The organism is Ruegeria sp. BHSB056, assembly GCF_059613305.1.
Genome location: NZ_JBXWSG010000014.1, coordinates 14,742 through 41,146, shown reverse-complemented (window position 1 = coordinate 41,146; position 26,405 = coordinate 14,742). Strand labels below are relative to the sequence as shown.

The following is a 26,405-nucleotide window of genomic DNA, read 5'->3' as shown; positions in this document are numbered from 1 at the left end:
TTTCTCCTCAAGCTCGATCCGACGGGTTGCCGGGCATCAGGTCATAGGGGTGCTTCCAACCGGACTGTTCGGACAAGCGGGTCAGCCAGGCGTCGATATGGGGCCAGTCGGCACGGTCAAAACCGAATGGTTCAGGGTAATACAGATAACCACAGCAGCTAAGGTCGGCGTTGGTTACGCCGTCGCCGACGATCCAGTCGCGTCCTTCCAGATGCGCGTTCAGGATCTCATAAGCTGCTTTCAAACGTCCTTTATTGAATGCAATGACATCAGGGTTGCGGTGCTGCTCGGGTAGGAAATTGATCAGGAACCGCGTCAAACCAGCCATGGAGCTGAGTTTGTGATTGTCCCACAAAACCCAACGCAGAATATCGTAGTTTTCTTCCCGGTCCTTGCCGCCGAACTTGCCGGATTTCTCTGTGACATAGGCTTGAATCGCACCGGATTGGCTGGTGCGAAAATCTCCATCGACCAGAACAGGCGCTTCACCCAACTCGTTTACGTCAGCACGATATTCCGGCGTGCGGGTTACGCCTTTGAAGAAATCGACAAAGACCGGTTCCCACTCCAAACCGGACATTTCCAGAGCCAAAGCAGCCTTGTAGCTGTTTCCACTTTCTCCGAAGCAATGAAGTTTGATGGTCATGTGCTCGCCCCTCCCAAGGCGCATGTGGCTAGGCTGGATTTGAGTATTTTTGAAAAGATGAAGGGCAGTAGGTTACGTTTCATCAACCATCTTCGTATTCAGTGGTCATGCGGTACAGGCTGGAGAGCCGATGACCGCAAAAGGTGAAGTCGTTCCTGTCCTGATGGCGAGTGCGCCCGGTGGCAGGGACGCATCGCCGCTTCATCTTTTCATAAATACTCCCGCCGGAGGCGTCCGGCATTCAAGTTAGCGTCGCCGTTGAGTTTTCTTTGCAGCAACTCATCTTTTCCGTGCCTCAAGTTCGGAATTGAAGATGCGCAGGCGGTGGGTCAGGTTCTCCTCATCAATCACGCTGTTGAAATTCTCGAACAAGAAAGACAGCGCCTCGCCTTCGTCCAGACCAGCATCCCGCGCGAACGCTTTGAGCTTGCGATACCCGTCTTCAGTCATCGCAACCGGGAAACGGCGGGTCAGGCGAAAACGTTTTGGCATTTGGTCTCCTTCGGTAAACTGGGTCCGGGGGGTGTTGCCCGGACCCAGACTGAGATCAGAAGTTCGCCGCGTCCAGTGCCATTACCGTGTCTGCGCCGGTCTGAATGCGCGCAAGATGCATCGCGGTCGCTGGCAGGCGACGCGCCATGTAGAAGCGGCCGGTGTTGATCTTGGTCTCGTAGAACTCCTTGTCCGACGCATCATTGTCCAGAGCGTCCTGCGCGGCCTTGGCCATCTGCGCCCACATCAGGCCCAGGCAAACATGGCCGAACATGTGCATGAAGTCATAAGAACCGGACAGTGCGTTATTCGGGTTCTTCATGCCTTCCTGCATGAAATACATGCCTGCGGCCTGAAGATCCTTGGACGCAGCTTTCAGCGGTTCAATGAACGCTTTGTCGTATGCTTCGTTCTTGCCCGCGTTATCCTTGCAGAAGGTTTTGACCATCTCGAAAAACGCCATGACGTGCTTGCCGCCATCCTGCGCCAGCTTGCGACCCACAAGGTCAAGCGCCTGAACGCCATTTGCGCCTTCGTAGATCATCGCGATGCGGGCGTCGCGGGTATATTGCGACATGCCCCATTCTTCGATGTAGCCATGGCCGCCATAAACCTGCTGCGCCTGAACAGTCATGTCGTAGCCTTCGTCGGTCAGAAACCCTTTGATGACCGGAGTCAGCAGCGAGATCAGCCCGTCCGCATCCTTGTCTCCCGCGCGGTGCGCCTTGTCGATCATGGTCGCGCCCCAAAGGATGAACGCGCGCGCGCCTTCGGTAAAGCTTTTCTGATCCATCAGGTTGCGACGGATATCTGGATGCACGATCAGAGGATCGGCCGGACCATCCGGATTTTTGACACCGGTTACATCGCGACCCTGCAAACGATCCTTGGCGTATTCCAGAGCATTCTGATAGGCCGCTTCGGCTTGCGACAGGCCCTGCATACCCACACCCAGACGCGCTTCGTTCATCATGGTGAACATGGCGCGCATGCCCTTGTGCTCTTCGCCCAGCAGCCAGCCAGTGGCTTCGTCATAGTTCATGACGCAGGTCGAGTTGCCGTGGATGCCCATTTTCTCTTCGATCTTGCCGACCGATACGCCGTTGCGTTCGCCCAGACTGCCGTCTTCGTTCACAATGAACTTGGGCACAATGAACAGCGACACGCCTTTGATGCCCTCGGGGCCGCCTGGGATCTTGGCCAGCACCAGGTGGACAATGTTGTTTGCCATGTCGTGGTCGCCAGCCGAGATAAAGATCTTCTGGCCTGATATCTTATAGCTGCCATCACCCTGCGGTTCTGCCTTGGTGCGCATCAGGCCCAGATCGGTGCCACAATGCGGTTCGGTCAGGTTCATGGTGCCGGTCCATTCACAGCTGACCATGTTGGGTAGGTATTTGTTCTTCTGCTCGTCTGTTCCGTGCGCCAGAATGGCCGAGGCTGCGCCATGGGTCAGGCCCTGGTACATGGTGAAAGCCTGGTTGGAGCCCGAGAACATCTCACCTACGGCTGTGCCGATCACGTAGGGCATGTTCTGGCCACCATACTCTTCCGGCATGTCGAGGCCAGTCCAGCCACCTTCCTTCATCTGCTCGAAGGCGTCTTTGAACCCGGTAGGGGTGTACACAATACCGTTTTCCAACCGGCACCCTTCGGTGTCGCCAACAACGTTCAAAGGATGCAGGACGTTGGCGGCAACCTTGCCTGCTTCTTCCAGAACTGCGCCGGTGAATTCGGCATCCAGTTCGTCATAGCCGGGGATGTCCGACTGTGAGACTTTCAGAACATCGTGCAGAATGAACTGCATGTCTTTGGTTGGCGCGTTGTAAACGGGCATGTGAAGCTCCCTTAATTCATATGTCCGGAAGGCAGGGCGAGGTTACTCGGCCGCCTTCTTTTCCTGTTTCATCGAGGCGATGACTTTCTCGCCCCAGCGCAACTGCTCTTTCAGATCGTCGATGGCCTGCGTCAGCTCTTCGCGGCGCGATTCCATGTCAGCCAGACGCTCGCACGCGATTTCATAAGTGCGATTCATCTGGGTGACCTGTTGATCGCCCACATGGTAGAGATCCAGCAGCTGTCGAATTTCCTCGAGGCTGAACCCGAATCTTTTGCCGCGCAGGATCAGCTTCAGCCGCGCCCGGTCACGTTTGGTGAACAGACGTTTTTGGCCTTCGCGGATCGGGAACAGTAGTTCCTTTGCCTCATAGAACCGCAAGGTGCGTGGTGTGACATCATAGGTCTCGCACATCTCGCGGATGGTCATCACATCTTCGGTCATTCGTCATACTCTCGTCACTGGCGTCATGAAACATGAGTTGCGCAGTTGGTGGGTGCTTTACAACATGTGAGTGACGTTTACGTAATCCAGACGCTGCGTCACTTTTAAGTTGACGTAACATCCGTGCACGTAAGGGGCTTTCGGCGTAATTTTGTTACCGTTACGTCAACTGATTTCCGGCATGAATAAACGGGTGCCTTGAAGGGGATGCGCACCGGTTTCGACAGGTTCTGCCACCTGCAATGCTTGATTATGAAATATCGGAAAAGGTTATTCCAGCGACTTGGCCGTTTGGTCGCGCAGGCTTTTGAGTTCGTCCATTGCCTCATCCAGTTGCTGTCGCTGCTGCTGAAGCTCACTCATCTGGCGGTCCGCCATTTCGACAAAGGTGGCCATCTGGGCCTCGTTTCCCTGATCTTCATAGATCAGTAGCCATTGGCGAATCTCTTCTAGAGGAAAACCAAACTTTCGGCCGCGCATGATCAGTTTCATCCGCGCGCATTCCCGGGGCCCGTAAAAGCGCGAACGCCCTTCGCGGTCCGGTTGCAAAAGCTCGATATATTCGTAGTAGCGCAGGGTGCGCGGCGTCACGTCAAACTCGGCGCACATTTCTTTGAATGACAAACGGTTGTTGGACATTCCCGGTCTCCTCGTCAGCAACCTAGGCGGTCCCGATCCCAAGCGCAACAGGCAGGCTTGCTCTTTACTGGAACACCGGCTCATAAAGGCGGTGCAGAGAACAGGACGCATACTTATGGTCGATAAGACAGTTTTAGCCCGCCAGTTTATCGAGGCGATCCCCCATGCGCGGGCATTGAACCTTACGCTCACGCAGATCGGCGAGGGTGAGGCAGAGATAACTCTGCCCTACAACAAAGACCTGATCGGGGATCCGCGTACAGCGGTGATTCATGGGGGAGCGATATCCACGATTCTGGACACCTGTTGTGGCGCTGCGGTGATGAGCCACCCATCGGCCCCCGGAGGAACCGCAACAATCGATCTGCGGATAGACTATATGCGCGCGGCGACGCCAGGTCAGACGATTACTGCACATGCCGTCTGTCACCATATCACGCGAAACGTTGCCTTCGTGCGGGCCACCGCAATGGACAACGACACGGACCTGCCGGTGGCGACAGCCTCAGGGTCCTTTACGGTTGAAGGGAAGTAATATGCCAAGACCTCGTCCCGAGCCGATGCAGGTGGTCAAGCAGCGCCGCGATGCAGCCCTGCGTGCGCTTGTCGACGGCGTACCGTATATACGTTTCCTGAACATCAGTTTTGACAGGCGCGGGGATGAGCTGACCGGCGTTTTGAATTTTGATGACAAGCTGATCGGCAACCCGTTTCTGCCTGCAATTCATGGCGGTGTGACGGCTGCCTTTTTGGAAGTGACAGCCGTTATCACGCTGAGCTGGGAACACATGTTTCCAAGTATCGAAAGCGGAGAGATCGATGCAGACGCAATCGTGTCAGACGAAAGCATCCGGTTTCCCAAGACGATCGACTTTACCGTCGACTATCTGCGTTCGGGCTTGCCGCGAGACGCCTATGCGCGGGCATTTATCAGCCGGTCGGGGCGGCGTTACGCCTCGGTACGGGTTGAAGCCTGGCAGGACAATCATGCGAAACTGTTTGCGCAGGCCTCCGGGCATTTCCTGATGCCGCAACCGCCTCGGGGCAAGAGCTGACCTTGCAGGACGCCTCGGCGCCCATCACGCATCGACGGGTACTGAAGATCGCTGTGCCGATTGTCCTGTCGAACGCCACCGTTCCGATTCTGGGGGCAGTTGATACCGGCGTTGTCGGCCAGTTGGGGCAGGCTGCGCCTATTGGTGCGGTCGGGATCGGTGCAGTGATCCTGTCAACGATCTACTGGATCTTCGGTTTCTTGCGGATGGGAACCACCGGGATGGCGGCGCAGGCACGCGGGGCAGGTGACGCTGTTGAAACCCGGGCATTGCTGATGCGCGGCCTGATGCTTGGCGGCGCGGCCGGGCTGTTCTTTATCCTCACGCAAGTGGCTGTGTTCGCCGGTGCATTCGCCCTTTCCCCGGCAAGTCCCGAGGTCGAAACGCTCGCCCGCGCCTATCTTGAGATTAGAATTTGGGGGGCGCCAGCAACTATCGCGCTTTATGCGGTTACCGGATGGTTGATTGCGGTTGAACGCACGCGTGGGGTTTTTGTTCTTCAGGTCTGGATGAACGGATTGAACATCGTTCTGGACCTGTGGTTTGTGCTTGGTCTTGGCTGGGGTGTCGAAGGGGTTGCCATAGCCACTTTGATTGCGGAATGGACAGGTCTGGCGCTGGGCCTTTGGCTGTGTCGGGATGGGTTCGAAGACGGAATCTGGCGCGACTGGGCCCGCATATTTGACGCTGCCCGACTGCGCCGGATGTTGCAGGTCAACGGCGATATCATGATCCGGTCGGTTTTGCTAACCGGATCCTTCACGACCTTTCTTTTCGTCGGTTCCGATCTGGGTGATGTCAATCTGGCGGCCAATCAGGTCCTGCTTCAGTTTCTTGAAATCACAGCTTTCGCGCTGGACGGGTTTGCCTTTTCCGCCGAGGCGCTGGTCGGAAGCGCGGTGGGTGCCAGAGACAGGTATCAGGTGCGCCGCGCGTCTGTCATGACCTCGCAATGGGGTGTTGGGGGTGCCCTGTTACTGGGTGTGGTTTTCTTTGTCGCCGGACCGGCGTTGATCGACCTCATGTCAACATCGCCGCAGGTGCGCGAGGCCGGGCGCGAGTTTCTTGTCTGGGCCGCATTGGCACCCGTTATCGGCGTGGCAAGCTGGATGTTTGACGGCATCTACATAGGTGCAACATGGACCCGGGCCATGCGTAGCGCGATGTTCCAATCGGTCGCTATCTATCTGGTTGCGCTGTTCATTCTGGTGCCAAGTTTCGGAAATCACGGCCTGTGGGCCGCGTTGATGGTGCTTAACATCGCACGTGGCGTGACTTTGGGGTGGCGCTATCCCAAGCTCGAGGCGCAGGTGGCCTAGAGCAGCGTAAGAAGGTTTTCCGGTGGACGCCCGATGGCAGCCTTATCGCCCGCAATGGCAAGCGGACGTTCAATCAGGATCGGGTTTTCAGCCATGGCCCGGATCAGGGCGTCGTCTGGCGAGGTCTTTGTCAGCCCCAGTTCCTTGAACCGGGATTCTCCGGTGCGCATCATCTCGACGGGCGAAAGCCCCAAGGCGGATTGTGCCGCTCGCAGCTCATCAATTGATGGTGCATCCTCAAGATATTTGCGCACCGTGACCCGTGCACCATTTTCTTCCAGCAATGCAAGACCAGCGCGGGATTTTGAACAGCGCGGGTTGTGCCAATATTCGATCATAGCCAGTCCTCTCGTTTGCTGCCGACGGCCTGAGCCACATTGTCAAAGCCGTCGCAGGCCAGCAGTTCATCCAGCCCGTTCGCAATGTCCGCCGCCAGAGAAATGCCGCCATACACCATCGCCGTATAGAACTGCACAGCTGATGCCCCGGCGCAAATCTTGGCATAGGCCTGTTCCGCATTGCTGATGCCACCCACGCCGATCAGGGGAATGTCACCCTCGGTCAACTGGCTGAGCCGTGCCAGAACACGTGTTGATTTCTCGAACAGCGGTGCGCCGGACAGCCCACCGGTTTCACCTTTGTGCGAGCTGCGCAACCCGTCACGCGACAGGGTGGTGTTGGTGGCGATCACGGCATCCACATGGGTCTCGCGCGCAACCTCGGCAATGTCCTGCAATTCGGCATCGGTCAGGTCCGGCGCGATTTTCAGGAAGACAGGCAGCGGGCGAGGCAGCGCATCACGGGTTTCAATCACACCGCTCAAAAGCGCGCTCAGCGCTGCTTTGCCCTGCAAATCCCGCAGCTTTTCCGTATTCGGGGATGACACGTTGACGGTGGCAAAATCCAGATGAGGGGCACAATGCGCCAGCACCTTGACGAAATCACCTGCGCGATCCTCGCTGTCCTTGTTGGCACCCAGATTCAGGCCGATCACCGCATTTTGGGGGCGATCAGCAAGCCGTTTTGCCATCACCTCCATGCCTTCGTTGTTGAAGCCAAAACGGTTGATCGCCGCTTTGTCTTCGGTCAGGCGAAACAGGCGGGGTTTAGGGTTTCCCGGTTGCGGGCGTGGTGTGACAGCACCGACTTCGATGAAACCGAATCCTACGCGCGACAGCGGCGTCAGAACCTCGCCGTTCTTGTCGAAACCCGCGGCCAAACCCACCGGATTAGGCAGGTCCAACCCGGCTAGGCTGGTTTTCAGACGCGGTGTTGTCACCGGCCCCTGCGCAGGCGCAAGCCCCGCCTTCAAAGCCCTGATCGACATCCCGTGGGCGGTTTCGGGATCCATGCAGTGCAGGGCCGCAAGCCCGAACTTCTCGGTCAGTTTCATCCGAACGCTTTCCCGCTTTTGCTTGATCCGCACCGGATCAGGCGCGAGGTTTCTACCGCAGCCTGCCGATGGACCACCGCTGCCCGGTACACCGGGTCAGTCACCATTTCCAGAAACGCATATGCAGTCGGATAGCGTGCGATAAAGACGGCATCCCATACCTCATCAGCCGGTCCGATCAGTGTCGTTTCAAATGCACCCCGCCACAGGATGCTTGCCCCGATACGGTCAATGATTGGGGCGGTTTCAACCCCGTATTTCTGATAAGCCTGCGCCCCGGTCAGCCCTGCGCCAGCCAATTCATGTGATTTGGGATATTGCGCCTCGGCGCGGAATTTCACCAGATTGAGCATTTCGATCGGCTGGTCGCGCTCCAGAGCCTTGAATGCCTCGAACTGGGCGCGATCCGGATCGACATAGGATGTCATGCCATATCCTCGGGAAACTGATGTGCCGTGCCGACAAAAGGCAGGGGGCGCGCCCAGACGACATCGCTTAACCTGATCTGACGATACAGATGCGGAAACAGGGCGTCTCCTCGCGACACTTCCCATTTCAGGTCATCGCCCATGGCATCAGCATCGCAGGCCAACAGCGTAAGCCCTTCAACGCCCGCAAAATGCTTGGCGGCGGTTTCAGCAGCTTGTTCAGCGGTGGAAAAGTGAACAAACCCGTCTGACACGTCAATGGGTGCTCCGTCTGTGGCGCCCAGACTTTGCAGTTCAGCCCATTCGACGGCTCGGAAAATCTTGTAGATCAGCATGATGACCTGATGCCCCGCACGGCGCTTGGAATCAAGCTGGATTTCTCCTTTGACTCTCGGTCGACATAAGCGCACGATCCCCGGCAATAATAACAGGGAGTTCCAAGATGTTGACCCGATTTTTAACTTCGGTCGCGGTGCTGGGCCTGACGGCGGGTGCCGCAGCAGCCGACTACAAGCTGACGATTCTGCACACCAACGATTTCCATTCGCGCTTTGAGCCGATCAACAAATACGACAGCGGATGCGGTGAGGAAGACAATGCAGAAGGTAAGTGCTTTGGCGGCTCGGCGCGCCTTGTTACGGCAGTTGCCGATGCGCGCGCACGGGCAGAAAACTCGATTCTGGTGGATGGAGGTGACCAGTTCCAGGGGTCCCTTTTCTATACCTACTACAAGGGCAAGGTCGCAGCCGAATTCATGAACAAGCTGGGCTATAACGCCATGACCGTTGGTAACCACGAGTTTGATGACGGCCCCGAAGTGTTGCGGGGGTTCATCGACTCGGTCGACTTCCCGGTCCTGATGTCCAACGCCGATATTCACGACGAAGAGCTTTTGACAGACAGGATCAAGAAATCGACCGTTATCGAAGTAGGCGGCGAGAAGATCGGCTTGATCGGCCTGACCCCAATCGACACGGATGAGCTTGCCTCGCCCGGCCCCAATGTCACGTTTTCGGACCCGGTGCCAGCTGTGCAGGCCGAAGTCGATAAACTGACAGGTGAGGGTGTCAACAAGATCATCGTTCTCAGCCATTCCGGCTATGGCGTCGATCAGCGTGTCGCGCAAGAGACGACTGGTGTTGACGTGATCGTCGGCGGACATTCGAACACGTATCTTTCGAATGTGTCGGATAAGGCGGCAGGTCCGTACCCAACAGTGGTAAACGGCGTACAGATCGTTCAGGCCTATGCTTATGGCAAGTTTCTGGGCGAATTGAACGTCACTTTCGATGACGATGGCAAAGTGATCGAGGCAGCTGGCGAGCCTTTGATCATGGACAACGCAGTGACCGAGGATCAGGCGGCGCTGGACCGTATTGCGGAACTGGCGGTGCCGTTGGATGAAATCCGCAATAAGGTCGTTGCGAGCGCTGCGGAAGCCATTGAAGGGGATCGCTCAATTTGTCGCGTGCAGGAATGTCAGATGGGCAACCTGGTTGCGGATGCGATGCTGGCGCGCGTGGCGGATCAGGGCGTTCAGATCGCGATTGCCAATTCGGGTGGATTGCGGGCGTCCATAGACCCCGGTGATGTGACCATGGGCGAGGTTCTGACTGTGTTGCCATTCCAGAATACACTGTCGACCTTTGAAATCAGCGGACAGGGTGTCATTGACGCACTTGAGAATGGTGTAAGTCAGGTGGAAGAAGTAAAAGGTCGCTTCCCGCAGGTCGCCGGCCTAAGCTTCACTTGGGATCCAAGCGTTGCGCCGAACGAGGGACGCGTCAGCGAGGTAATGGTTGCCGAGGGTGACGGTTTTGTTCCGATCGACCCGAATAAGACCTACCTGGTCGTCACCAACAACTACGTCCGCAACGGCGGTGACGGGTACAAGATGTTCGAAGGCGACGACAAGAACGCCTATGACTTCGGCCCGGACCTTGCGGATGTCACCGCGGAATACCTGGCGGAAAATGCGCCCTATCAGCCCTATGTCGACGGGCGTATCAAACAGAAGTAACTGTGTTCATAGAAAAGACAAAAGCCGCATCCTCGTGATGCGGCTTTTTTTGTTTTTTTGGGAACCGATCAGCTGAAATCGTATTCCGGCCAGAGCGCGGTTGACCCAGTACGAATATTGGTATCGGTTCCTAATAAAAGTCGGAATTCGGTGCTTTAGCATTGTATCGGTGGTTCATTACCTATGTGCGGACGGTTTGCAGTAACTCTTCCCAACGACGCGATGGCGCAGCTGTTTTCGGCGCGCCCGGCAAATGCGCTACCTGTGGTGCCGAATTTCAATGTTTGTCCGACAAATCAGGTACATGTCGTGCGGAGTGGCGAAACAGGCCGTCATCTGGACGAGCTGCGCTGGGGATTTCTGCCACATTGGTACAAGACCGAAACAGCGGGGCCGTTGCTGATCAACGCCCGGGCCGAGACCCTGGCGGACAAGCCCGCCTTTCGTGATGCCTGCCGGACGCGCCGCTGCCTGATCATAGCGACTGGGTTCTATGAATGGACAAAAACGAAACAGGGAACGCGCCTGCCTTGGTATATCCACCGTCAGGACAAAGCTCCGATTGCTTTTGCCGGGGTCTGGCAGGACTGGGGTCCTGAAGGCGAACGGCAGGGCACTTGTGCAATCGTGACGACGGCTGCCAACAAAAGGCTTGAGGTCATTCATCAGCGAATGCCCTTGATCGTAGAACCGAAAGACTGGCCACTATGGTTGGGTGAAGCCGGAAAAGGGGCCGCACGACTGATGCAGCCGGGGCACGAGGACGTGCTGACCTTCCACCGGGTCGATCCTGCGGTGAACTCGAACCGGGCCAGCGGGCCTGAGCTGATCGAACCGTATGACGCGTGACCTTTTCATTGGAAACGCGGCAAGCTAGACCTTCGGCATGGCTCTGAAATTTCCTGACCTGACCCAACTTTACGCGCACGGCTATGATACCGTGATCGACGTTCGCAGCCCTGCCGAGTTTGCCGAAGATCATCTGCCGGGTGCAATGAACCTGCCGGTGCTGAACAACGAGGAACGCGCCCGGGTCGGAACCATTTATGTACAGGAAAGCCCCTTTCTGGCGCGCAAGCTGGGCGCTGCTTTGGTATTCCGCAATGCAGCCAATCACATCGAACATCACCTCAGCCATCATGACGGAGCGTGGCGCCCCTTGGTCTATTGCTGGCGCGGTGGACAGCGTTCCGGATCTTTCACATGGATGTTGCAGCAAATTGGCTGGCGCGCCGAAGTGGTAGACGGCGGCTATCGTACCTACCGTCGATTGGTGAACGCTTATTTGTACGATGATCCCTTGCCACATCGGCTGATCGCACTGGATGGCTACACGGGCACCGCAAAGACCGATCTTTTGGCTCTGTTGCACGCACGAGGCGTACAGATTCTGGACCTTGAAGCGCTGGCCAACCATCGCGGGTCCTTGCTGGGCGAAAGGCCAGGGGGGCAGCCCAGTCAGAAGGGGTTTGAATCTGCCCTGTCCGCTGTGCTGTGTTCAATGGATCCGGCGCGTTCAGTCGTGGTCGAAGCGGAATCATCCAAAATTGGCAGCTTGATCCTGCCGCCCAGCCTTTGGAACGCGTTGTGCAAGGCTCCGCGTGTGAACATTACGGCTTCAATTGAAGCCCGTTCTGCCTACCTGGTTCGGGCTTATGACGACATTCTGTCTGACAGTGACCGATTGCGGGACCGGTTGTCACCGCTGCGGTTCCATCGCGGGCATGAGGTCGTGGACGGATGGCTGCGATTGATTGATGCGGGTCAAAAACAGGCGCTGACACGGGCCTTGATGGAACAGCATTATGATCCCGCATACACCAAATCCCGGCAATCCCGCCCGGTGCAAGTGTTGGCCAGTCTTGATGTGGAAACTTTGGACAACACGGGGCTGAGCAACGCGGCCGCGCAAATTGAAAGCCTGCTGGATCAGCTTTGAAGGCGCAAACCCGGTGTGTCGGTCAGCTGGCCAATGATCATTGCCGGATATCCCGCGTCCAGAAGATCTTGCAGAAGGGTTTCGGCGTCCTTCGCATTCACGGCGGCCAGCAAACCCCCGGCTGTTTGCGGGTCAAAAAGCAGCGCCGCCTTGCCCCCGGACGGAAGATCGGGCGCAATCGCGTTGTTGTCGGCAAAAATCGTTGACCGGACCCCCTGATCCGTCAGCGCAAGCGCACCGTCCATCACATTTACCGCGTCCAGATCAAGCGTAGCGCCGCAATGAGATGCGTCACAGATGCCTTGCAGATGCCCGGCCAGACCAAATCCGGTCACGTCGGTCATCGCATGGGCGTTGGCCAAAATGCGGGCTGCATCGCCTTGGGGCTGTGTCATATGTTTGCAGGCTGCCGCGACCCAGGCCCCCTCGGCAAGACCGGCCATTTCCGCCGCCATCAGAACACCGCTTCCCAAGGGTTTGGTCAGGATCAGACGGTCCCCCGGCTGACCACCCGCCAATGTAATCGGGGTAGCTTCGCACAGGCCGGTCAACGTGAAACCGACCGTCATCTCGTCGCCCATTGAGCTGTGCCCGCCGACGATTTCCGCGCCCGCAGCGTGCATGACGTCACTCGCGACCGACATGATTTCGGACATTGTGCGGCTTTGCAGGGCGGCAGACATGCGGGGCAGGATGATTGTTGCCGTGGCCGCCTGAGGTGCGGCCCCCATGGCCCAGATATCCCCCAGGGCGTGAACGGCGGCGATACGCGTCATAAGTGCGGGATCGTAGGTGAAAGCCCGCAGGTGGTCGGACGTCATGACTTGCTGCGCCCCGCCTGTTTGCAAAAGCGCGGCATCGTCGCCGGGTAGGGCGGTGATGTCGGTACGAGTAGGGGCGGGGAGGGATTTCAGGGCGATCTGCAATGCGTCGCGCCCGACCTTTGCTCCACATCCGCCACACATGGGCTTTTCACCCAAAATCCCATCAAGCCCGGCGGCCCGGTCGCGCGGCAGAGCGGGTGGTGTCATTTGCGGCAGGTCGCGAAACTTGTTCATGAAGGTCTGGTCGATATGGTTCTTCCATGTCCACATCAACGGGCCGCTGAACGATGTTCCCAAACGCTCGGCCAGTGCTGACTTGCCACCCAGTGAGATCAGTTTGAGATAGTCTTTTTGCGGTGTGTATCTTTGCATCCGCCCCGCGCCAAGCGCTGCGCGAAGATTATCGTACAAAACCGGCGCTTCGCGCACCGCATAGACACCAGCCTTCGGTCTGGGGTTGTCCGTAAGATGGGCACAATCCCCGGCGGCAAACACAGCCGGATCACTGGATTGCAGATAGCCGTTCACGCGGATGTGTCCGTCCTGAAGGTCAAGCCCTGTGTTTGCGATCCAGTCATAGGCGCGGGCTCCGGCGGCACCGGTCACGAAACCAGCCGGAATTGTGCGCCCGTCCTTTAGTTCCACGTGATCTTGCCCGATCCGGGTGATCACCGCGTTTTCAATCACCTCTACACCAAGGTCGTGCATTGCAATCCGGATTGTTGCCGCCGCCTTGGGTTTGGTTGCAGTCAGGGCCGCGGCACTATCGATCAGGGTAATCTGTGCCGCCCGCCCCCTGGCCTTCAACGCATGTGCCATCGCCATGACCAGTTCGACGCCCGCGACGCCGCCACCTATCACAGCGACCGAGGCCGGGCCTTGACCCTTTAGATACTCGGCCCATTTCGCAGCAAAAGGTCCCAGCGGCTTGGCTGGCACTGCATGTTCCGCAAAGCCCGGCAAGGCGGGCATGTCGGACGTGATCCCCACATTGACCGAAGCCACGTCGAAGCCTACCGGAGGATGCCCGTGGACGTGCACTTCATGTGTTTCGGTGTCGATGCCATTGACCGCCCCCAAGATCACTCGCGCACCTGCGAAACGGGCCAGTCTGACAAGATCGATATCCAGCTCCCACCGGTCGTAATGTCCGGCGACATATCCGGGCAACATCCCGGAATAGGGGGCGGTAGGGCCGGGGTTGATCACGGTTACCCGGGCGCCGGGCAAAGGGTTCATTCCCCATTTGCGCAGCAGCAGGGCATGGGTGTGGCCGCCGCCAATTAAAACCAGATCACGGGTCAGGGGCAGCGGAGATGTGTGCATTTGTGTTAATTCGCGCTGTGGTCCGGAACATCCTCGACCTGCTCGACCGCATGGGTGGCCCAAAGCTCATCCTCGCCAGCATCGGGCAGGTCACTGGGCAGTTCATGACGGTGAATGTGCCATTTTGCAATGAACAGGGCCGTGATCGGAGCCGTCAGGAATAAAAACAGCGTGATCAGAAGCTCGTGCAGCGACAGTTTGCCTTCCAGCAGAACGGAATGGGTGATCGAAGCCAGCAATACCCCGCCCACCCCCAAAGTAGTCGCCTTGGTCGGCGCATGAAGGCGGGACATAGGGTCATTCAGCTTGATCATGCCGAAGGACCCGACAAACCCAAAAATACCCGAGACTATCAGGAAAATGGCGATCAGAAGCTCTGCAATAAATGTCATATCGCCCTCATTCGATGATATTTCCGCGTAGCATGAAACGCGCATATGCGACGGTCGAGACGAAACCCAGCATCGCGATGATCATGGCCGCTTCAAAGAAAATCTCGGTCCCTTTCGACAGGCCATAAAGGATCATCAGGGCAATCGTGTTGATGACCATCGTATCCAGGGCCAGAACCCGGGTCCCAACGCCGTCCGCGGTAATGATCCGCCACAGACACATCATGATCGCCGCGCCAAAACAGGCAAATGCAAAGTAGATAGCGTATTCGATCATTCGAAAATCTCCTTCAGGCGACGTTCATAGCGCTGCTTGATTTCGTCGCGCACCTGATCTGGGTTCGGCGCGTCCAGGCAATGAACCAGCAGATTGTGCCCCTGTGCCGACAGGTCGCAACTGACGGTGCCGGGTGTCATCGTGATGGTCCCGGCCAGCACGGTTATGGCCTCGGGTGTCCGAAGCTCCAGTGGAATGCACACCCAGTTGGGCTGCCGGTCTTCATTGCGCTTGAACAGGACGATGCGGGCCACGGTCACATTCGCGACGACAATATCCCACAGCACTACGATCATGTACTCGGCGACCATTGGCCAGTTGCGCAGCTTGGGCCTGTCGGGCCAGTAGGGTTGTGTGACAAAGGGAATGATGATCCCAAGGATCAGGCCAAAGACCAGAGAATTCAGCGACGGCTTGTTCGCCAGCAGGATCCAGACGATCGTCAACAAAATGGTCAGGTGAGGGTGCGGAAATATCCGGTGTAGCAGTTTCATCATTCGGTCCCTCCCAATACGGCAGAGATGTAGTTTTCAGGCGTGAACAGCTGCTCTGCGGTTTGGCTTGTATATTCCAGCGCAGGGCCCGCAAACAATGTCAGCAGGATCAGGCCGGCTACGGCGCCGAAAACGGCGGTAAAGGCAAGACCGGGTTGCGGTTCCGGTGCGACCGGTTCAGGGGCAGCCTCGTTTTCCGCGGGCATTTCTATTGGAACAGCCTGAGTGTCATGGCTTTTCCAGAAGATCAATGTCCCGGCTCTGGCCAGTCCGATAATTGTGACGAAAGAGCTGATCAGAATCACGGCCCAGACCATCGTGGCATCGGAAGCATCGCGCGAGGCGTCTAGCACAAGCAGCTTGCCAATAAAGCCGGACAAGGGCGGCATTCCCGCCATTGCAATCGCCCCCACGAAGAACAGCGCGGACACCAGCCCGCTTTGCGGCATGGGGGGCGTTGGTGCGATGGCCCCGCCCCGCCGCGCCATCACCAGATCGGCAACCAGGAACAGCAGGGCTGTCGCCAGTGTCGAATGGAACACATAGTACAGCGCTGCGGCTGTTGCGTCAGGCGTGAATTGCGAGATTGCGATCAACAGGGTGCCCATGGATGCAATCGCGCAGAACGCCACCATGCGGGCGATATGTATTGACCCCAGAATGCCGATAGTCCCGACAGCCAAAGTGACAAGTGCAGCAGGTTGCAACCACTCACCCGCCAGACCCTCGGTCGCTGCGACATCGGGGCCAAAGGCCAGTGTGAACATCCGCAGAATCGAGTAAGCCCCGACCTTTGTCATGATTGCAAACAGGGCCGCGACGGGCATTGGCGCATTGGCATAGCTGGCAGGTAGCCAGAAATGCAGGGGCAGAACGGCGGCCTTGATGCAAAAGACCAAAAGCAAAAGGACTGCGCCAACCCGCAACAATGCCGTATCCTCGGCCGGGATTTCGGCAACCCTTATGGCGATATCCGCCATGTTCAGTGTCCCGGTCACACCATAGATCGTGCCCAACGCAAACAGGAACAAGGTCGATCCCAACAGGTTGTAAGCCACATATTGCACACCCGCCTTCAACCGTACCGCACCGCCACCATGGGTCATCAGACCGTAAGAGGCGATCAGCAGAACTTCAAAAAACACGAAAAGGTTAAAGGCATCTCCGGTCAGGAATGCGCCGCAGACACCCATAAGCTGAAAATGGAACAGGGCGTGGAAGTGTTTGCCCCTATCATCCCAGCCCGAAGCTATTGCAAAGAGGACAATCGGTAAGGCCAGCAGCGCGGTTAGTAGAACCATCATGGCCGACATTCGATCCAGTACCATGACAATGCCAAACGGGGCGGGCCAGTTTCCAAGCTCGTAAACCTGAATATCTCCGCCCGAAGCCTGCGCCGTGATTGTCAGCGCAATCCCAAGCAAGGCCACAACACCGGCAACGGAAAAGATGCGCTGCAGATCCAGATGGTATCGCAGGACCATAATGCTAAACGGAGCCAGGATCGCGGGCAGGACGATCGGCGCAACGATCCAGTGGTTCATGCGTCTTCTCCTGCTTCGTCCACGCTGTCCTGCGCTGTCATGTCGATATGGTCATCCTTGGAGGACAGGTACGCGCTGAGCGAAATCATCACGATCACCGCGGTCATCCCAAAAGATATCACAATTGCGGTTAGCACCAGCGCCTGTGGCAAAGGGTCGGTATAAGCGACGTCCTTGTATTTGTTCAGAACCGGGGGGGCGTTCAGCGCAAGACGCCCGGTCGCGAACAGGAACACGTTGACTGCGTAAGTGATCAGCGACAGGCCCAGAATGACAGGGAACGTCCGGCGGCGCAGGATCAGGAATATTCCGGCAGCGGTCAAGATACCGACGGCAGAGGCTACGAGCGCTTCCATCAGGCCTGCTCCTTCTCTTGTTCTTGTTCCGGTGGAGAGTCCCGCAGGGGATTGATATCCATCGGAAATTCCTGTGCCATTCCGGGTTGCCATGCAAAGCGGGACAGGCTGTCGAGCGCCAGCATGACCGCGCCCAGAACCGCAAGGAACACGCCCGTGTCAAACAGCATGGCGGTGGCCCATTCGAATTCCTCAAGCGGGGGCCAGTGGAGATAGCCGAAATCACTGGTCAAGAAGGGGCGTTCATTGAACCAGGCGCCCAGACCCGTTGCTGCGGCGATCAGAACGCCCCAGCCAATGGTGCCGTGGTAATAAAACCGCTGCCGTTCAATCGCCCAAGTATAGCCGCTGGCCATGTATTGCATCAGATAGGCGATGGCGACGATCAGCCCGGCGATAAATCCGCCTCCTGGCTGGTTGTGCCCACGGAAGAAAATATAAGCCCCGACCATCAGCGCAATCGGCATCATCACGCGGGTCGCCACAACCATCATCAGCGGGTGTGAATCACCGGACTGTGGCCAGTGCGGTTTGCGATTCAGCAGGTAACTGCGGACATTGGTGCTTAACACGGATTCCGTCAGCGCAAAGATAATCAGCGCGGCAATGCCCAGCACGATGATCTCGCCAAACGTATCAAAACCCCGGAAGTCGACGAGGATCACGTTGACCACATTGGTGCCGCCACCGCCCTTGTAGGAATTGGCCAGATGGAATTCTGAAATCGTTGGGAATGCAAAATCGCGCATCATCATCGCGTAGACCAGCGCGCCAGTACCAAGACCGGCAATGACGGAAATCGCGGCATCCCGCCATCGCCGCGCCGCGCTGCTGTCCCACGGTGTCTCGGTCGGCAGGAAGTTCAGCGACAGCAACAAAAGGATCATTGTCACCACCTCGACCGAGATTTGCGTCAGGGCAAGATCTGGGGCCGAGAGATAGTTGAAGGCAACCGAAACGATCAGGCCGACGACACCGATCAGCACCAGTGACAACAGGCGATTCCGATGGAACCACATGATGCCCAGCGTTGCGCCCACCAGACAGATCCAGCCGATGATCGGAATGATCTGCGCTGGCAGCGGAACGCGGGTTTCCACACCGATGGTTCCCGTCGAATAGGCGTAATAACCAAGGCCCACGGTGAAGGCCACGAAGATGATCGCATAGCGGCTGAGAACACCGTTATGCATCTCATCGGTGATCCAGCGGCTTAGCCTGGTCAGCGCGTCGATGATCGCCTCAAAGATTACCTTGGCCTCGGGCCGGGGCAGGGCATTCCAGACCTGCTCGCCGCGTTTGTGCAGCGCCAGCAGGAACAGGCCACCCAATGTCGCAACAACCGACATGTAAAGTGCGGGCGTGAAGCCATGCCACAGTTTGAGCGAGTAATACGGCAGCTTCTCGCCGCCTATCACCGCGCTGGTAACCACGGCGATCAGCGGGCCAACGAGTGCTGCGGAATTCAGGCCGATCAGGACGACCAGCACCACCAGCAATGCGGGTGCCAGCCACAGCCCAACAGGCGGATCATGCGGATGGGTGGGATAGTCTTCGCGCTGGGCTCCAAGGAAAACATGGCTGACGAAGCGGAAAGAATAAGCGGCCGAAAACAGCGCTGCCAAAAGTGCCAGCCCCGGAACCAGATAATGTGAATGCAACCAGGTGGTATGCACAGTCTCTTCCAGCATCATCTCTTTCGACAAAAAGCCATTCAGCGGCGGCAGACCCGCCATGGAGAGGGCTGCGATAGTGCCGATGGTAAAGGTGATCGGCATCAGGTGGCGCAGGCCACCCAGCCGTTTCAGGTTCCGCGTACCGGTCTCGTGATCCACGATTCCGGCGGTCATGAACAGGGCGGCCTTGAAGGTCGCATGGTTGATGATGTGGAAAATGGCGGCCACGGCGGCAATTTTAGTGCCAAAGCCCAACAGCATTGTGATCAGGCCCAGATGGGATACGGTCGAAAAGGCCAGCAGCGCCTTCAGGTCATCTTTGAATAGCGCGATGACCGCACCCAGCAGCATGGTGATCAGACCAGTTGTGGCCACGATGTAGAACCAGGCATCTGTTCCCGCCAGAACCGGCCACATCCGCGCCATCAGGAACAGACCGGCCTTCACCATGGTGGCCGAATGCAGATAGGCCGATACCGGCGTCGGCGCGGCCATGGCATGGGGCAGCCAGAAGTGAAACGGGAACTGTGCCGACTTGGTGAAAGCGCCCAGCAGGATCAGGATCAACGCCGGCAGGTAGTAGGGGGACGCCTGTATCAGCGCCTTGTTCTGCAAAATGACACTCAGGTCATAAGATCCAACAATATTGCCGAGGATCAGCATCCCGGCGATCATCGCCAACCCGCCCGAGCCGGTGACGGCCAAAGCCATGCGCGCGCCCTGACGGCCATCGGGCAGATGTTTCCAATAGCCGATCAACAGGAATGAGCTGAGCGATGTAAGTTCCCAGAAAACAATCAAAAGTAGGATGTTGTCGGACAGGACAATACCAACCATCGCCCCCTGAAACAGCAGCAGGTAGGTATAGAACTGTCCCATCGGATCTTCGCGCGACAGGTAGAACCGTGCGTAAAGAATGATGAGCAATCCAATGACAAGGATCAGCAAAGCGAAAAGAAATCCCAGCCCGTCCAGCATGAAATTCGCGTTCAGGCCCAATCTCGGTATCCAATCAAACTGGGCGGTCACGACGTCTCCACGCATGACCGAAGGGATGTGGATCAGCAGCCCCATCAGGGCCAGAAATGTGGTCAACCCGGCTGCGGACGCGGCGGCATTTCGGCCCGCGCGGATCAGCAGTGCGGGAAATACAGCACCAAGGAAGGGAAGGGCCGCAATAAGGAATAGGGACAAGTGCGATACTCCGGTCTGGGCGGTCAGGGTGAGGTCAATTTTGTAAGGATATTTTGCCGACTGTCCAGAGATGGCAACTTTTTTGCCGGGCTCCAATGGATCACCAATGCATTGGTGGCATTGCGCATTAATGACGCGATCTTGATCTGCAAGCTGTGTTTCACCGCGCAACTTGCTGTCTGGTTGTGATAGAACCAGCGTCAGCGAACAGGAGGCTGAGGTGTGGCCGAAAAAATGAAACGATCCCGACGGTGGCTATTGATTGGTGGCGGTGCCGCGATTGCTGCCGGGTTTGCGATCAGGCAATACAGACTGATCCCCGAGGATCACAGCGGTGGCCGGATCAGTGTGGCCGACGCCCATGAGCAGGCTGTGGACGGGCGCGTTCTGCTGGTTGATATCCGCACACCGCGCGAATGGCGCGCCTCGGGAATTGGTGAGGGCGCGGTACCGCTGGATATGCGGCGCGAGGATTTCGTCGACGTTCTGACACAAATGACCGGTGGTGATCAGGCTGTTCCCGTGGCGCTGATTTGCGCCCGAGGGGTGCGGTCCGCGCGCCTCAGCAATCGTTTGATTGAAGCCGGATTCACAAATATCATCGACGTACCCGAGGGAATGTTGGGCTCGGCGGCCGGGCCAGGATGGGTAAGGGCCGGTTTGCCGGTTCGCAGATTCATTGAGGATGCGGGATGATCAGGGAAATCAGTCTTGCAGCAATCTTTGCCTTTGTCGCGCAGACGGTCCAGGCGGGCTGCGCCGATCGACAGAGCGTTTGCGAGACGCCGATGGGCGCGTATCACATCGAATTGCCCGACACAGAAAACCCGCCATTGGTGGTGTTCCTGCACGGGTATGGCGGCAGTGGTTCAGGCACGATGCGAAATCGCGGGATGGTCGAACCTCTGCTGGCGCGGGGTTATGCTGTCATGGCTCCGGAAGGCTTGGAGAGGCCCGACCGTGGTGGCACAAAAAGCTGGAATTTCTATCCCGGTTTTGGCGAACGGGATGAAACCGCCTTTCTGTCTGAAGTAGTTCAGGACGCGGTAAACCGCTTTGGTATCGACACCGACCGGGTCATGCTGGGTGGGTTTTCGGCTGGTGGTTTTATGGTCAACTATCTGGCCTGCAAGGCACCCGAGACATTTTCGGCATATGTTCCGGTGTCCGGAGGGTTCTGGCGGCCGCACCCGGAAACCTGCAAGGGTCCGATCCGGATGTTGCATACCCACGGCTGGACCGACAACGTGGTTCCGCTTGAGGGGCGCTTGCTGGGCGGTGGCCGGTTTCAGCAGGGGGACATCTATGCCGGGCTCGAAATCTGGCGCGAAGCAAATGGCTGCGTCGATCACAAACCGGCTGGGTTCAGCACAACAGGAAAATTCATGCGCCGCCGCTGGACTGCCTGTGCCAAAGGCAGCGCGCTGGAGTTTGCCTTGTTTCCGGGCGGTCATACAGTTCCAGCCGGCTGGGCCGATATGGTCGTGGATTGGTACGAAGGGCTTCCAGGCAGTTGATCACTCTGCCGGGGTCATCTTGATCTTACCTTCAACCAGTTGTTTCAGCTCGGCCCGGTAACGGCGGGCCGACCGGGTGATGGAAGGTTCGCGGAAATCCTCGCGCATCCCGACCATCCGGCGTGCGGCACCGGCCGAAACACCGCTGAGTGCTGATAGTGGGATGGCCAAAGCGAGACTGATGGCGATCGGAGCCAGCCAGATCGAGACCAGCCCGGACAGGATACCAACACTCAAGGCCATGCCACTGACGGTTTCCAATGCGTGACACAGGATCAGCGTGCGCAATCCGTAACTACCACCGTCGCGTGATTGAGGCGACCAGCCCCGCTGAATGCCAAGCGCTGTCCGGAAAACGGCGATCATCTGTTGCACCATCAAGATCGGCGCATACAGGATCGACAGAATGACCTCGGCCAGAAACGAGGTCAGGAACTTGAGGCCGCCTCCGAATTCGGAATAGCGTACACCGCTTAGCGGCAAAGCCAGAACTCCCAGCACCTTGGGTGCCAGCAGCATTGCATACATCACGAGAATGATCAGAACGTGCCGGGTTTCAGACATTTCCGGCCATTGCGGGAACAGCGGATTATCGGGGCTGAAGTAGTGCAGGACAGAAGCGTCTTTGCCCTGACCGATCAGTGCCCACATCAACAGCAGCGCAAACCACAGCGGTGACATCAAGTACCCAACGGCACCGTGGAACATGTGAAAACGCGAGACGGCCCGGAATCCGGTCGAGCCCAGCAGTTTCAGGTGTTGCAGGTTGCCTTGGCACCAACGCCGATCCCGCATCGCATGATCGATCAGTGTGGGGGGTGTTTCCTCGTAAGATCCCCGAATGCGCGGCAGGAACCGCACCGCCCATCCGGCACGGCGCAGCAATCCGGCCTCGACGAAATCATGGCTCATGATCAGCTTGTCCTGACCATTGAACGCACGCAGCTTGGGCAGTCCGGCACTGGTGGCGAAAGCCTTGGTGCGGATAATTGCGTTGTGGCCCCAATAATTGCCCTCTTGCCCGCACCAGCGCGCCAATCCTTCGGCAAAGGCGATGCCATAGACTCCATTTGCAAATTGTTGCATCCGGGCAAAAACCGATTGCGCGCCGATCAGTTGCGGATAGCTCTGGATCAGCCCGGCACCGGGATCACGCGCCAGCGCATCGGTCAGCCGAAGTATGGCGCGACCTGTCATCAGGCTGTCCGCATCCAGAACCAGCATCGCGTCCCAATCTGCGCCCCAGCGACTGACCCAGTCGGCGATGTTACCCACCTTGCGGTCGGTGTTTAGCTCGCGACGGCGGTAATACAAGTCCAGCCCCGGGGCGAGCGTGGTGCGCAGGGCTTCGACGCTGGCCTGTTCCTGCGCCGCGATTTCAGGATCGCGCGTGTCGGACAGGATGAACATGGCATAGTGATGCTGCCCACCGCGTGCCTGCAAATCCTCAAGCATGGTGCGGGCGTTGCCCAGCACGTTCCATGGCACTTCGTTGTATACCGGTGTCAAAAGGGCCACGCGCAGGGGCTGTGCTGTGCGCTTGCGCTGCGGACGATCCTGTCGCGACAGCGAAACCATACCCAGCAGAACGGTGCAGACCGTGAACGAAATCCAAAAGAAGTTGAACGAGATAAGCGCCAACAGGATGCCTTCGATCAGATTGATCCCCTGGGCGCTGAACCAGTCGCTCATGATCCATAGCAGGCCCAATGTCGCCACCATCGCCGGTGAAAACGCAAGCGCGCGCCAAAATCCAGTCGCACCCGTGTCTGTGCCCGACGGGGCATCGGCATCGTGGAACCCCACGCTGAAGTTCTGCGCGGGCATCGCCAGAGGTGCCTCGGGCGGCATGATATGCAGATCGCGGTTCATATGGTCCATCGGTAAAGCCACACCTCAGAGGCGGGCTGTTTGTCTTTCAGCAGCTGCGCGCGCAATTCAACATGATCGCGTTCTTCAGGTTGGAACGAAAACGCCAGACGCAATCCACCCGTATCCGGGTTGCGTTGCAGAACACCGTCGGAGGTTTCGGCATGAGGGGAATCCACGAAGACGCTGATCGTCTCGATATCATCGAACAAGTCGCTGCCTTCGAAATCGACGACAACCAAACGCCCCTCACCAAAGGTATTTTCGCCCATGGCGGTGTTGGTCACCCGTGGCATCGGAGTGCGCTGAGGCTCCTCACCCCAGATCAGACGATAGGACAGGTCAACCCGGCTACCTGCCGCATAGGGCTCTGCCGGACGCCAATAGGCGACGATGTTGTCGTAGATTTCCTGATCTGCCGGTATCTCGACCAGTGTAACGGTGCCCTTGCCCCACTCTTCCTTAGGCTCGACCCACAGGCCCGGGCGTTTGTGATAGTTCGCCTCAAGGTCGGCATAGTCCGAGAACTCGCGCTTACGCTGCATCAGCCCGAAGCCGCGCGGGTTAGTATCAACGAAGGAGGAAACCTGTAGGCGGGTTGGATTGGCCAAGGGACGCCAGAGAACCTCGCCCGCGCCATTGCGGATCAACAGCCCGTCGCTGTCATGGACGGCTGGACGGAAATCGTCGAACCGGCTGTGGTTGGTCTGGTCGAACAGGAACATCGAGGTGCCCGGCGCTATGCCCACATGGGGCAGGTCATCACGCGGAAACAGCGTGGCCTCGACATCGATAATGCAATCCGCGCCCGCCGTGACATCGAATCGATAAGCACCGGTCACGCTGGGACTGTCCATCAGCGCATGTACAACCATATTCCGTTGGCCGGGCATGGGGCGTTCCAGCCAAAAACGGATAAACTCGGGGAATTCCTCACCATCTGGATCGCCGGTTTTCAGGGCCAGTCCGCGGGCCGACAGGCCATAAACCTCATGCAGACCAATTGCGCGGAAATAGCTGGCGCCCTGCCAGACGCAGAATTCATCCGTTTTGCCGGGGCGGTGCATCTCGGTCCGCAGTCGCAGGCCTGAAAAACCCAGAGTCTCGTCGATGGGCAATTGCGGCACATCTTCGGATTTGTCGAACATCCCCAGATCGAAATCGACCGGAGTGGTCATGCCGTTTTCGACCGTTTCCACCTTGACGGTCCGGGGGAAATAAAGGCCAGGTGTGAAGAAATCGACGTTAAATGGCGTTTCGGTCTCGTACCACAGCGCGCGGTCCAGTCGAAAACGGATCGAGCGATATTGTTCGTAGGTCAGATCCTGCCATTCCTGGGGGACCATTTCGCGTTCCGCATAGGGACGGCTGGCAAGATCGCGGGCCAGTTCAATCACGTGGTCACGGTCAAATGGAACGGTGCCCCCGGTCGCATAGGCCGATGGGGCAAAGGCCAAAGCTGTCGTCGAAACGAGGAATGCGCGACGGGTGAAATTCATCTCTTCAATTTCCAGGGTTGAGACTTGAACCAAGCTGCCAGATAAGCCACGCCAATGATCATGGCAAAGCCAATTATGTTGGCGACAAAGACGGTGGCAACATCCCGCCCAGCTTGATCGAGGGCAACGCCGATAAGTCGCGCTGCTGCCATGGAAAATACAAAGACTGCAAGGGATTGCTGGCCGACTTTGGTGATGACCGTCAGCAGGAACTGCCAGACACGCACGCCTAAACCGTGACCCGTCGCTATCAGGCGGTGACCATGTTCGCCTGCCGCAACCCAGCCCAGATAGGCCAGTGACAGGAAATGGACATACCGCAGCAGGCCAAACTCGGTCTTGCCGCGCAACTCTTCGGTCAATGGCCAGCTCTTGCGGATCACAGCGCCCAGCTCAGGTGCAGCAGTGTTAACCCAGATAAAGACTTTCCACGATCCGAATGGTGCTGAAAGGATCAGGAACAAGGCAGCTGCCCAGACCAGGGTTTTCGATACCGGTGGAGCGGGAATCCAGCCGCGCATCAAGGCAAATCCGGTGAAGAACAGCAATTGCCAGCCAAACGGGTTGAAGAACCATTGCCGATCCGACCAAGGCTCGGCTGGAAGGGCCAGCGCACCGGTCTGGGTGATGCACCAGATGGTCACAGATGCAGCTGCCATCAGCCAGAAACTGATACGGTACAGCGCGATGTAGAGTGGCATCAGCGCCAGTACCACCAGATACATTGGCAGGATGTCAAAGTAGTTCGGTACATAAGTCAGGGTAAAGATTCCCACCATCTGAGGGGCGGGATCATCGAAGAAATGCTGAAGATTCAGCGACGAGACATAGGTTTTCCCGAACGCACCGGTCAGATCCAGCGCGGCCATTGTCATGGCGACGAAGAAGAACAGGGCAATATGGGCCCAATAAACCTGCCAGATGCGATAGGCCACACGGGCCGTGCCCATCCACCAGCCCTTGTGCAGGAACGCCCCGCCAAAGGCGATGGCCGAGGCCATGCCCGAACAGAACACGAAGATCTCGGTTGCGTCCGAGTACCCAAAGCGCGCCGGGATCCAATTCGCCCAGGGATCATTAGGAATGTGGGCGATCAGGATGATGAACATCGCGATGCCGCGATAGAAATCCAGTCGCGGGTCACGCGTGCGGGCGGGGGCCGCAGCCGGGGCTGCGACGGGTGCAAAATCAGCAGCGGGCGATATGGTCGCCATACGGTCTCTGT

General features: G+C 57.8%; 27 protein-coding genes. 8 read left to right on the top strand and 19 right to left on the bottom strand.

The window, feature by feature from the left end; all coding sequences use genetic code 11:
- Positions 1-7: 7 nt before the first annotated feature.
- The 5 genes from AC2FND_RS05760 to AC2FND_RS05740 form a co-directional block, all read right to left on the bottom strand.
- Positions 8-646, bottom strand: a complete 639-nt coding sequence (locus tag AC2FND_RS05760; protein ID WP_496768463.1) for a glutathione S-transferase family protein — start codon at positions 644-646, stop codon at positions 8-10.
- 279 nt (positions 647-925) lie between these two features.
- On the bottom strand, positions 926-1,138 hold the full coding sequence (locus AC2FND_RS05755) for a hypothetical protein (protein WP_209503252.1): 213 nt from the start codon (positions 1,136-1,138) through the stop codon (positions 926-928).
- A 55-nt stretch (positions 1,139-1,193) separates the two neighbouring features.
- On the bottom strand, positions 1,194-2,975 hold the full coding sequence (locus AC2FND_RS05750) for an acyl-CoA dehydrogenase C-terminal domain-containing protein (RefSeq protein WP_496768461.1): 1,782 nt from the start codon (positions 2,973-2,975) through the stop codon (positions 1,194-1,196).
- 42 nt (positions 2,976-3,017) lie between these two features.
- On the bottom strand, positions 3,018-3,419 hold the full coding sequence (locus AC2FND_RS05745; protein ID WP_209503256.1) for a MerR family transcriptional regulator: 402 nt from the start codon (positions 3,417-3,419) through the stop codon (positions 3,018-3,020).
- Between the two features lie 270 nt (positions 3,420-3,689).
- Positions 3,690-4,058: a MerR family transcriptional regulator gene (locus AC2FND_RS05740; RefSeq protein WP_480485170.1), complete on the bottom strand. Its 369-nt coding sequence runs from the start codon at positions 4,056-4,058 to the stop codon at positions 3,690-3,692.
- A gap of 115 nt (positions 4,059-4,173) precedes the next feature.
- Here AC2FND_RS05740 and AC2FND_RS05735 point away from each other — a divergent pair, with 115 nt between their 5' ends.
- Genes AC2FND_RS05735 through AC2FND_RS05725 form a run of 3 tightly spaced genes read left to right on the top strand, consistent with a single transcriptional unit; the run spans position 4,174 to position 6,432 of the window.
- Positions 4,174-4,593 carry a PaaI family thioesterase gene (locus AC2FND_RS05735; RefSeq protein WP_480546472.1) on the top strand — a complete coding sequence of 140 codons (420 nt, stop codon included), beginning with the start codon at positions 4,174-4,176 and terminating at the stop codon, positions 4,591-4,593.
- 1 nt (position 4,594) lies between these two features.
- Positions 4,595-5,113, top strand: coding sequence for a PaaI family thioesterase (locus AC2FND_RS05730; RefSeq protein WP_496768459.1), 519 nt, complete (start codon positions 4,595-4,597; stop codon positions 5,111-5,113).
- A gap of 2 nt (positions 5,114-5,115) precedes the next feature.
- Positions 5,116-6,432: an MATE family efflux transporter gene (locus AC2FND_RS05725; RefSeq protein WP_480538206.1), complete on the top strand. Its 1,317-nt coding sequence runs from the start codon at positions 5,116-5,118 to the stop codon at positions 6,430-6,432.
- Here the strand turns inward: AC2FND_RS05725 and arsC are convergent.
- Genes arsC through AC2FND_RS05705 form a run of 4 tightly spaced genes read right to left on the bottom strand, consistent with a single transcriptional unit; the run spans position 6,429 to position 8,588 of the window.
- Positions 6,429-6,770 carry an arsenate reductase (glutaredoxin) gene (gene arsC, locus AC2FND_RS05720; protein WP_209503266.1) on the bottom strand — a complete coding sequence of 114 codons (342 nt, stop codon included), beginning with the start codon at positions 6,768-6,770 and terminating at the stop codon, positions 6,429-6,431. The genes AC2FND_RS05725 and arsC overlap by 4 nt on opposite strands.
- Positions 6,767-7,825, bottom strand: coding sequence for a quinone-dependent dihydroorotate dehydrogenase (locus AC2FND_RS05715; protein ID WP_496768456.1), 1,059 nt, complete (start codon positions 7,823-7,825; stop codon positions 6,767-6,769). Before AC2FND_RS05715 ends, arsC begins: the two co-directional genes overlap by 4 nt.
- A complete protein-coding gene (locus AC2FND_RS05710) occupies positions 7,822-8,253 on the bottom strand; it encodes a DUF1330 domain-containing protein (RefSeq protein WP_209503270.1) in 432 nt (143 codons plus the stop codon). Before AC2FND_RS05710 ends, AC2FND_RS05715 begins: the two co-directional genes overlap by 4 nt.
- Positions 8,250-8,588, bottom strand: coding sequence for a DUF952 domain-containing protein (locus AC2FND_RS05705; RefSeq protein WP_209503272.1), 339 nt, complete (start codon positions 8,586-8,588; stop codon positions 8,250-8,252). Before AC2FND_RS05705 ends, AC2FND_RS05710 begins: the two co-directional genes overlap by 4 nt.
- A gap of 107 nt (positions 8,589-8,695) precedes the next feature.
- On the opposite strand from AC2FND_RS05705, the gene AC2FND_RS05700 reads away from it, so the two are divergent.
- The 3 genes from AC2FND_RS05700 to mnmH all read left to right on the top strand — a co-directional run bounded on the left by AC2FND_RS05700 (position 8,696) and on the right by mnmH (position 12,212).
- Positions 8,696-10,273 (top strand): bifunctional metallophosphatase/5'-nucleotidase, encoded by a 1,578-nt coding sequence (locus AC2FND_RS05700; RefSeq protein WP_496768454.1) that lies wholly within the window; start codon positions 8,696-8,698, stop codon positions 10,271-10,273.
- A 183-nt stretch (positions 10,274-10,456) separates the two neighbouring features.
- Positions 10,457-11,122, top strand: a complete 666-nt coding sequence (locus AC2FND_RS05695) for an SOS response-associated peptidase (RefSeq protein ID WP_496768452.1) — start codon at positions 10,457-10,459, stop codon at positions 11,120-11,122.
- 37 nt (positions 11,123-11,159) lie between these two features.
- Positions 11,160-12,212 (top strand): tRNA 2-selenouridine(34) synthase MnmH, encoded by a 1,053-nt coding sequence (gene mnmH, locus AC2FND_RS05690; RefSeq protein WP_496768450.1) that lies wholly within the window; start codon positions 11,160-11,162, stop codon positions 12,210-12,212.
- On the opposite strand, the gene selD is transcribed toward mnmH, so the two are convergent.
- From selD to AC2FND_RS05655, 7 genes are read right to left on the bottom strand one after another with little or no spacing between them, the layout of a single operon-like run.
- Positions 12,203-14,362 (bottom strand): selenide, water dikinase SelD, encoded by a 2,160-nt coding sequence (gene selD / locus AC2FND_RS05685; protein ID WP_496768448.1) that lies wholly within the window; start codon positions 14,360-14,362, stop codon positions 12,203-12,205. The genes mnmH and selD overlap by 10 nt on opposite strands.
- Positions 14,363-14,367: 5 nt before the next feature.
- A complete protein-coding gene (locus AC2FND_RS05680; protein ID WP_209503284.1) occupies positions 14,368-14,754 on the bottom strand; it encodes a Na+/H+ antiporter subunit G in 387 nt (128 codons plus the stop codon).
- Positions 14,755-14,761: 7 nt separating this feature from the next.
- Positions 14,762-15,031, bottom strand: coding sequence for a K+/H+ antiporter subunit F (locus tag AC2FND_RS05675; RefSeq protein WP_209503286.1), 270 nt, complete (start codon positions 15,029-15,031; stop codon positions 14,762-14,764).
- Entirely contained in the window at positions 15,028-15,525 is a 498-nt protein-coding gene (locus tag AC2FND_RS05670; RefSeq protein WP_496768494.1) for a Na+/H+ antiporter subunit E, read from the bottom strand. The genes AC2FND_RS05675 and AC2FND_RS05670 overlap by 4 nt, the downstream gene beginning before the upstream one ends.
- Positions 15,525-17,069 (bottom strand): monovalent cation/H+ antiporter subunit D, encoded by a 1,545-nt coding sequence (locus AC2FND_RS05665; RefSeq protein WP_496768446.1) that lies wholly within the window; start codon positions 17,067-17,069, stop codon positions 15,525-15,527. Before AC2FND_RS05665 ends, AC2FND_RS05670 begins: the two co-directional genes overlap by 1 nt.
- The gene (locus AC2FND_RS05660; RefSeq protein WP_496768445.1) at positions 17,066-17,425 is read right to left on the bottom strand and encodes a Na+/H+ antiporter subunit C; all 360 of its coding nucleotides are present in this window, start codon (positions 17,423-17,425) and stop codon (positions 17,066-17,068) included. The genes AC2FND_RS05665 and AC2FND_RS05660 overlap by 4 nt, the downstream gene beginning before the upstream one ends.
- Positions 17,425-20,295, bottom strand: a complete 2,871-nt coding sequence (locus AC2FND_RS05655) for a monovalent cation/H+ antiporter subunit A (RefSeq protein ID WP_496768443.1) — start codon at positions 20,293-20,295, stop codon at positions 17,425-17,427. The genes AC2FND_RS05660 and AC2FND_RS05655 overlap by 1 nt, the downstream gene beginning before the upstream one ends.
- Positions 20,296-20,529: 234 nt before the next feature.
- Here AC2FND_RS05655 and AC2FND_RS05650 point away from each other — a divergent pair, with 234 nt between their 5' ends.
- Together AC2FND_RS05650 and AC2FND_RS05645 are read left to right on the top strand one after the other, a co-directional pair.
- On the top strand, positions 20,530-20,991 hold the full coding sequence (locus AC2FND_RS05650; protein ID WP_209504852.1) for a rhodanese-like domain-containing protein: 462 nt from the start codon (positions 20,530-20,532) through the stop codon (positions 20,989-20,991).
- Entirely contained in the window at positions 20,988-21,812 is an 825-nt protein-coding gene (locus tag AC2FND_RS05645; RefSeq protein WP_496768441.1) for a CE1 family esterase, read from the top strand. Before AC2FND_RS05650 ends, AC2FND_RS05645 begins: the two co-directional genes overlap by 4 nt.
- On the opposite strand, the gene mdoH is transcribed toward AC2FND_RS05645, so the two are convergent.
- From mdoH to AC2FND_RS05630, 3 genes are read right to left on the bottom strand one after another with little or no spacing between them, the layout of a single operon-like run.
- The gene (gene mdoH / locus AC2FND_RS05640; protein WP_496768492.1) at positions 21,813-23,684 is read right to left on the bottom strand and encodes a glucans biosynthesis glucosyltransferase MdoH; all 1,872 of its coding nucleotides are present in this window, start codon (positions 23,682-23,684) and stop codon (positions 21,813-21,815) included.
- On the bottom strand, positions 23,681-25,180 hold the full coding sequence (locus AC2FND_RS05635) for an OpgD/OpgG family glucan biosynthesis protein (RefSeq protein ID WP_496768439.1): 1,500 nt from the start codon (positions 25,178-25,180) through the stop codon (positions 23,681-23,683). Before AC2FND_RS05635 ends, mdoH begins: the two co-directional genes overlap by 4 nt.
- Positions 25,177-26,394 carry an OpgC family protein gene (locus AC2FND_RS05630; protein WP_496768437.1) on the bottom strand — a complete coding sequence of 406 codons (1,218 nt, stop codon included), beginning with the start codon at positions 26,392-26,394 and terminating at the stop codon, positions 25,177-25,179. Before AC2FND_RS05630 ends, AC2FND_RS05635 begins: the two co-directional genes overlap by 4 nt.
- Positions 26,395-26,405 lie beyond the last annotated feature (11 nt).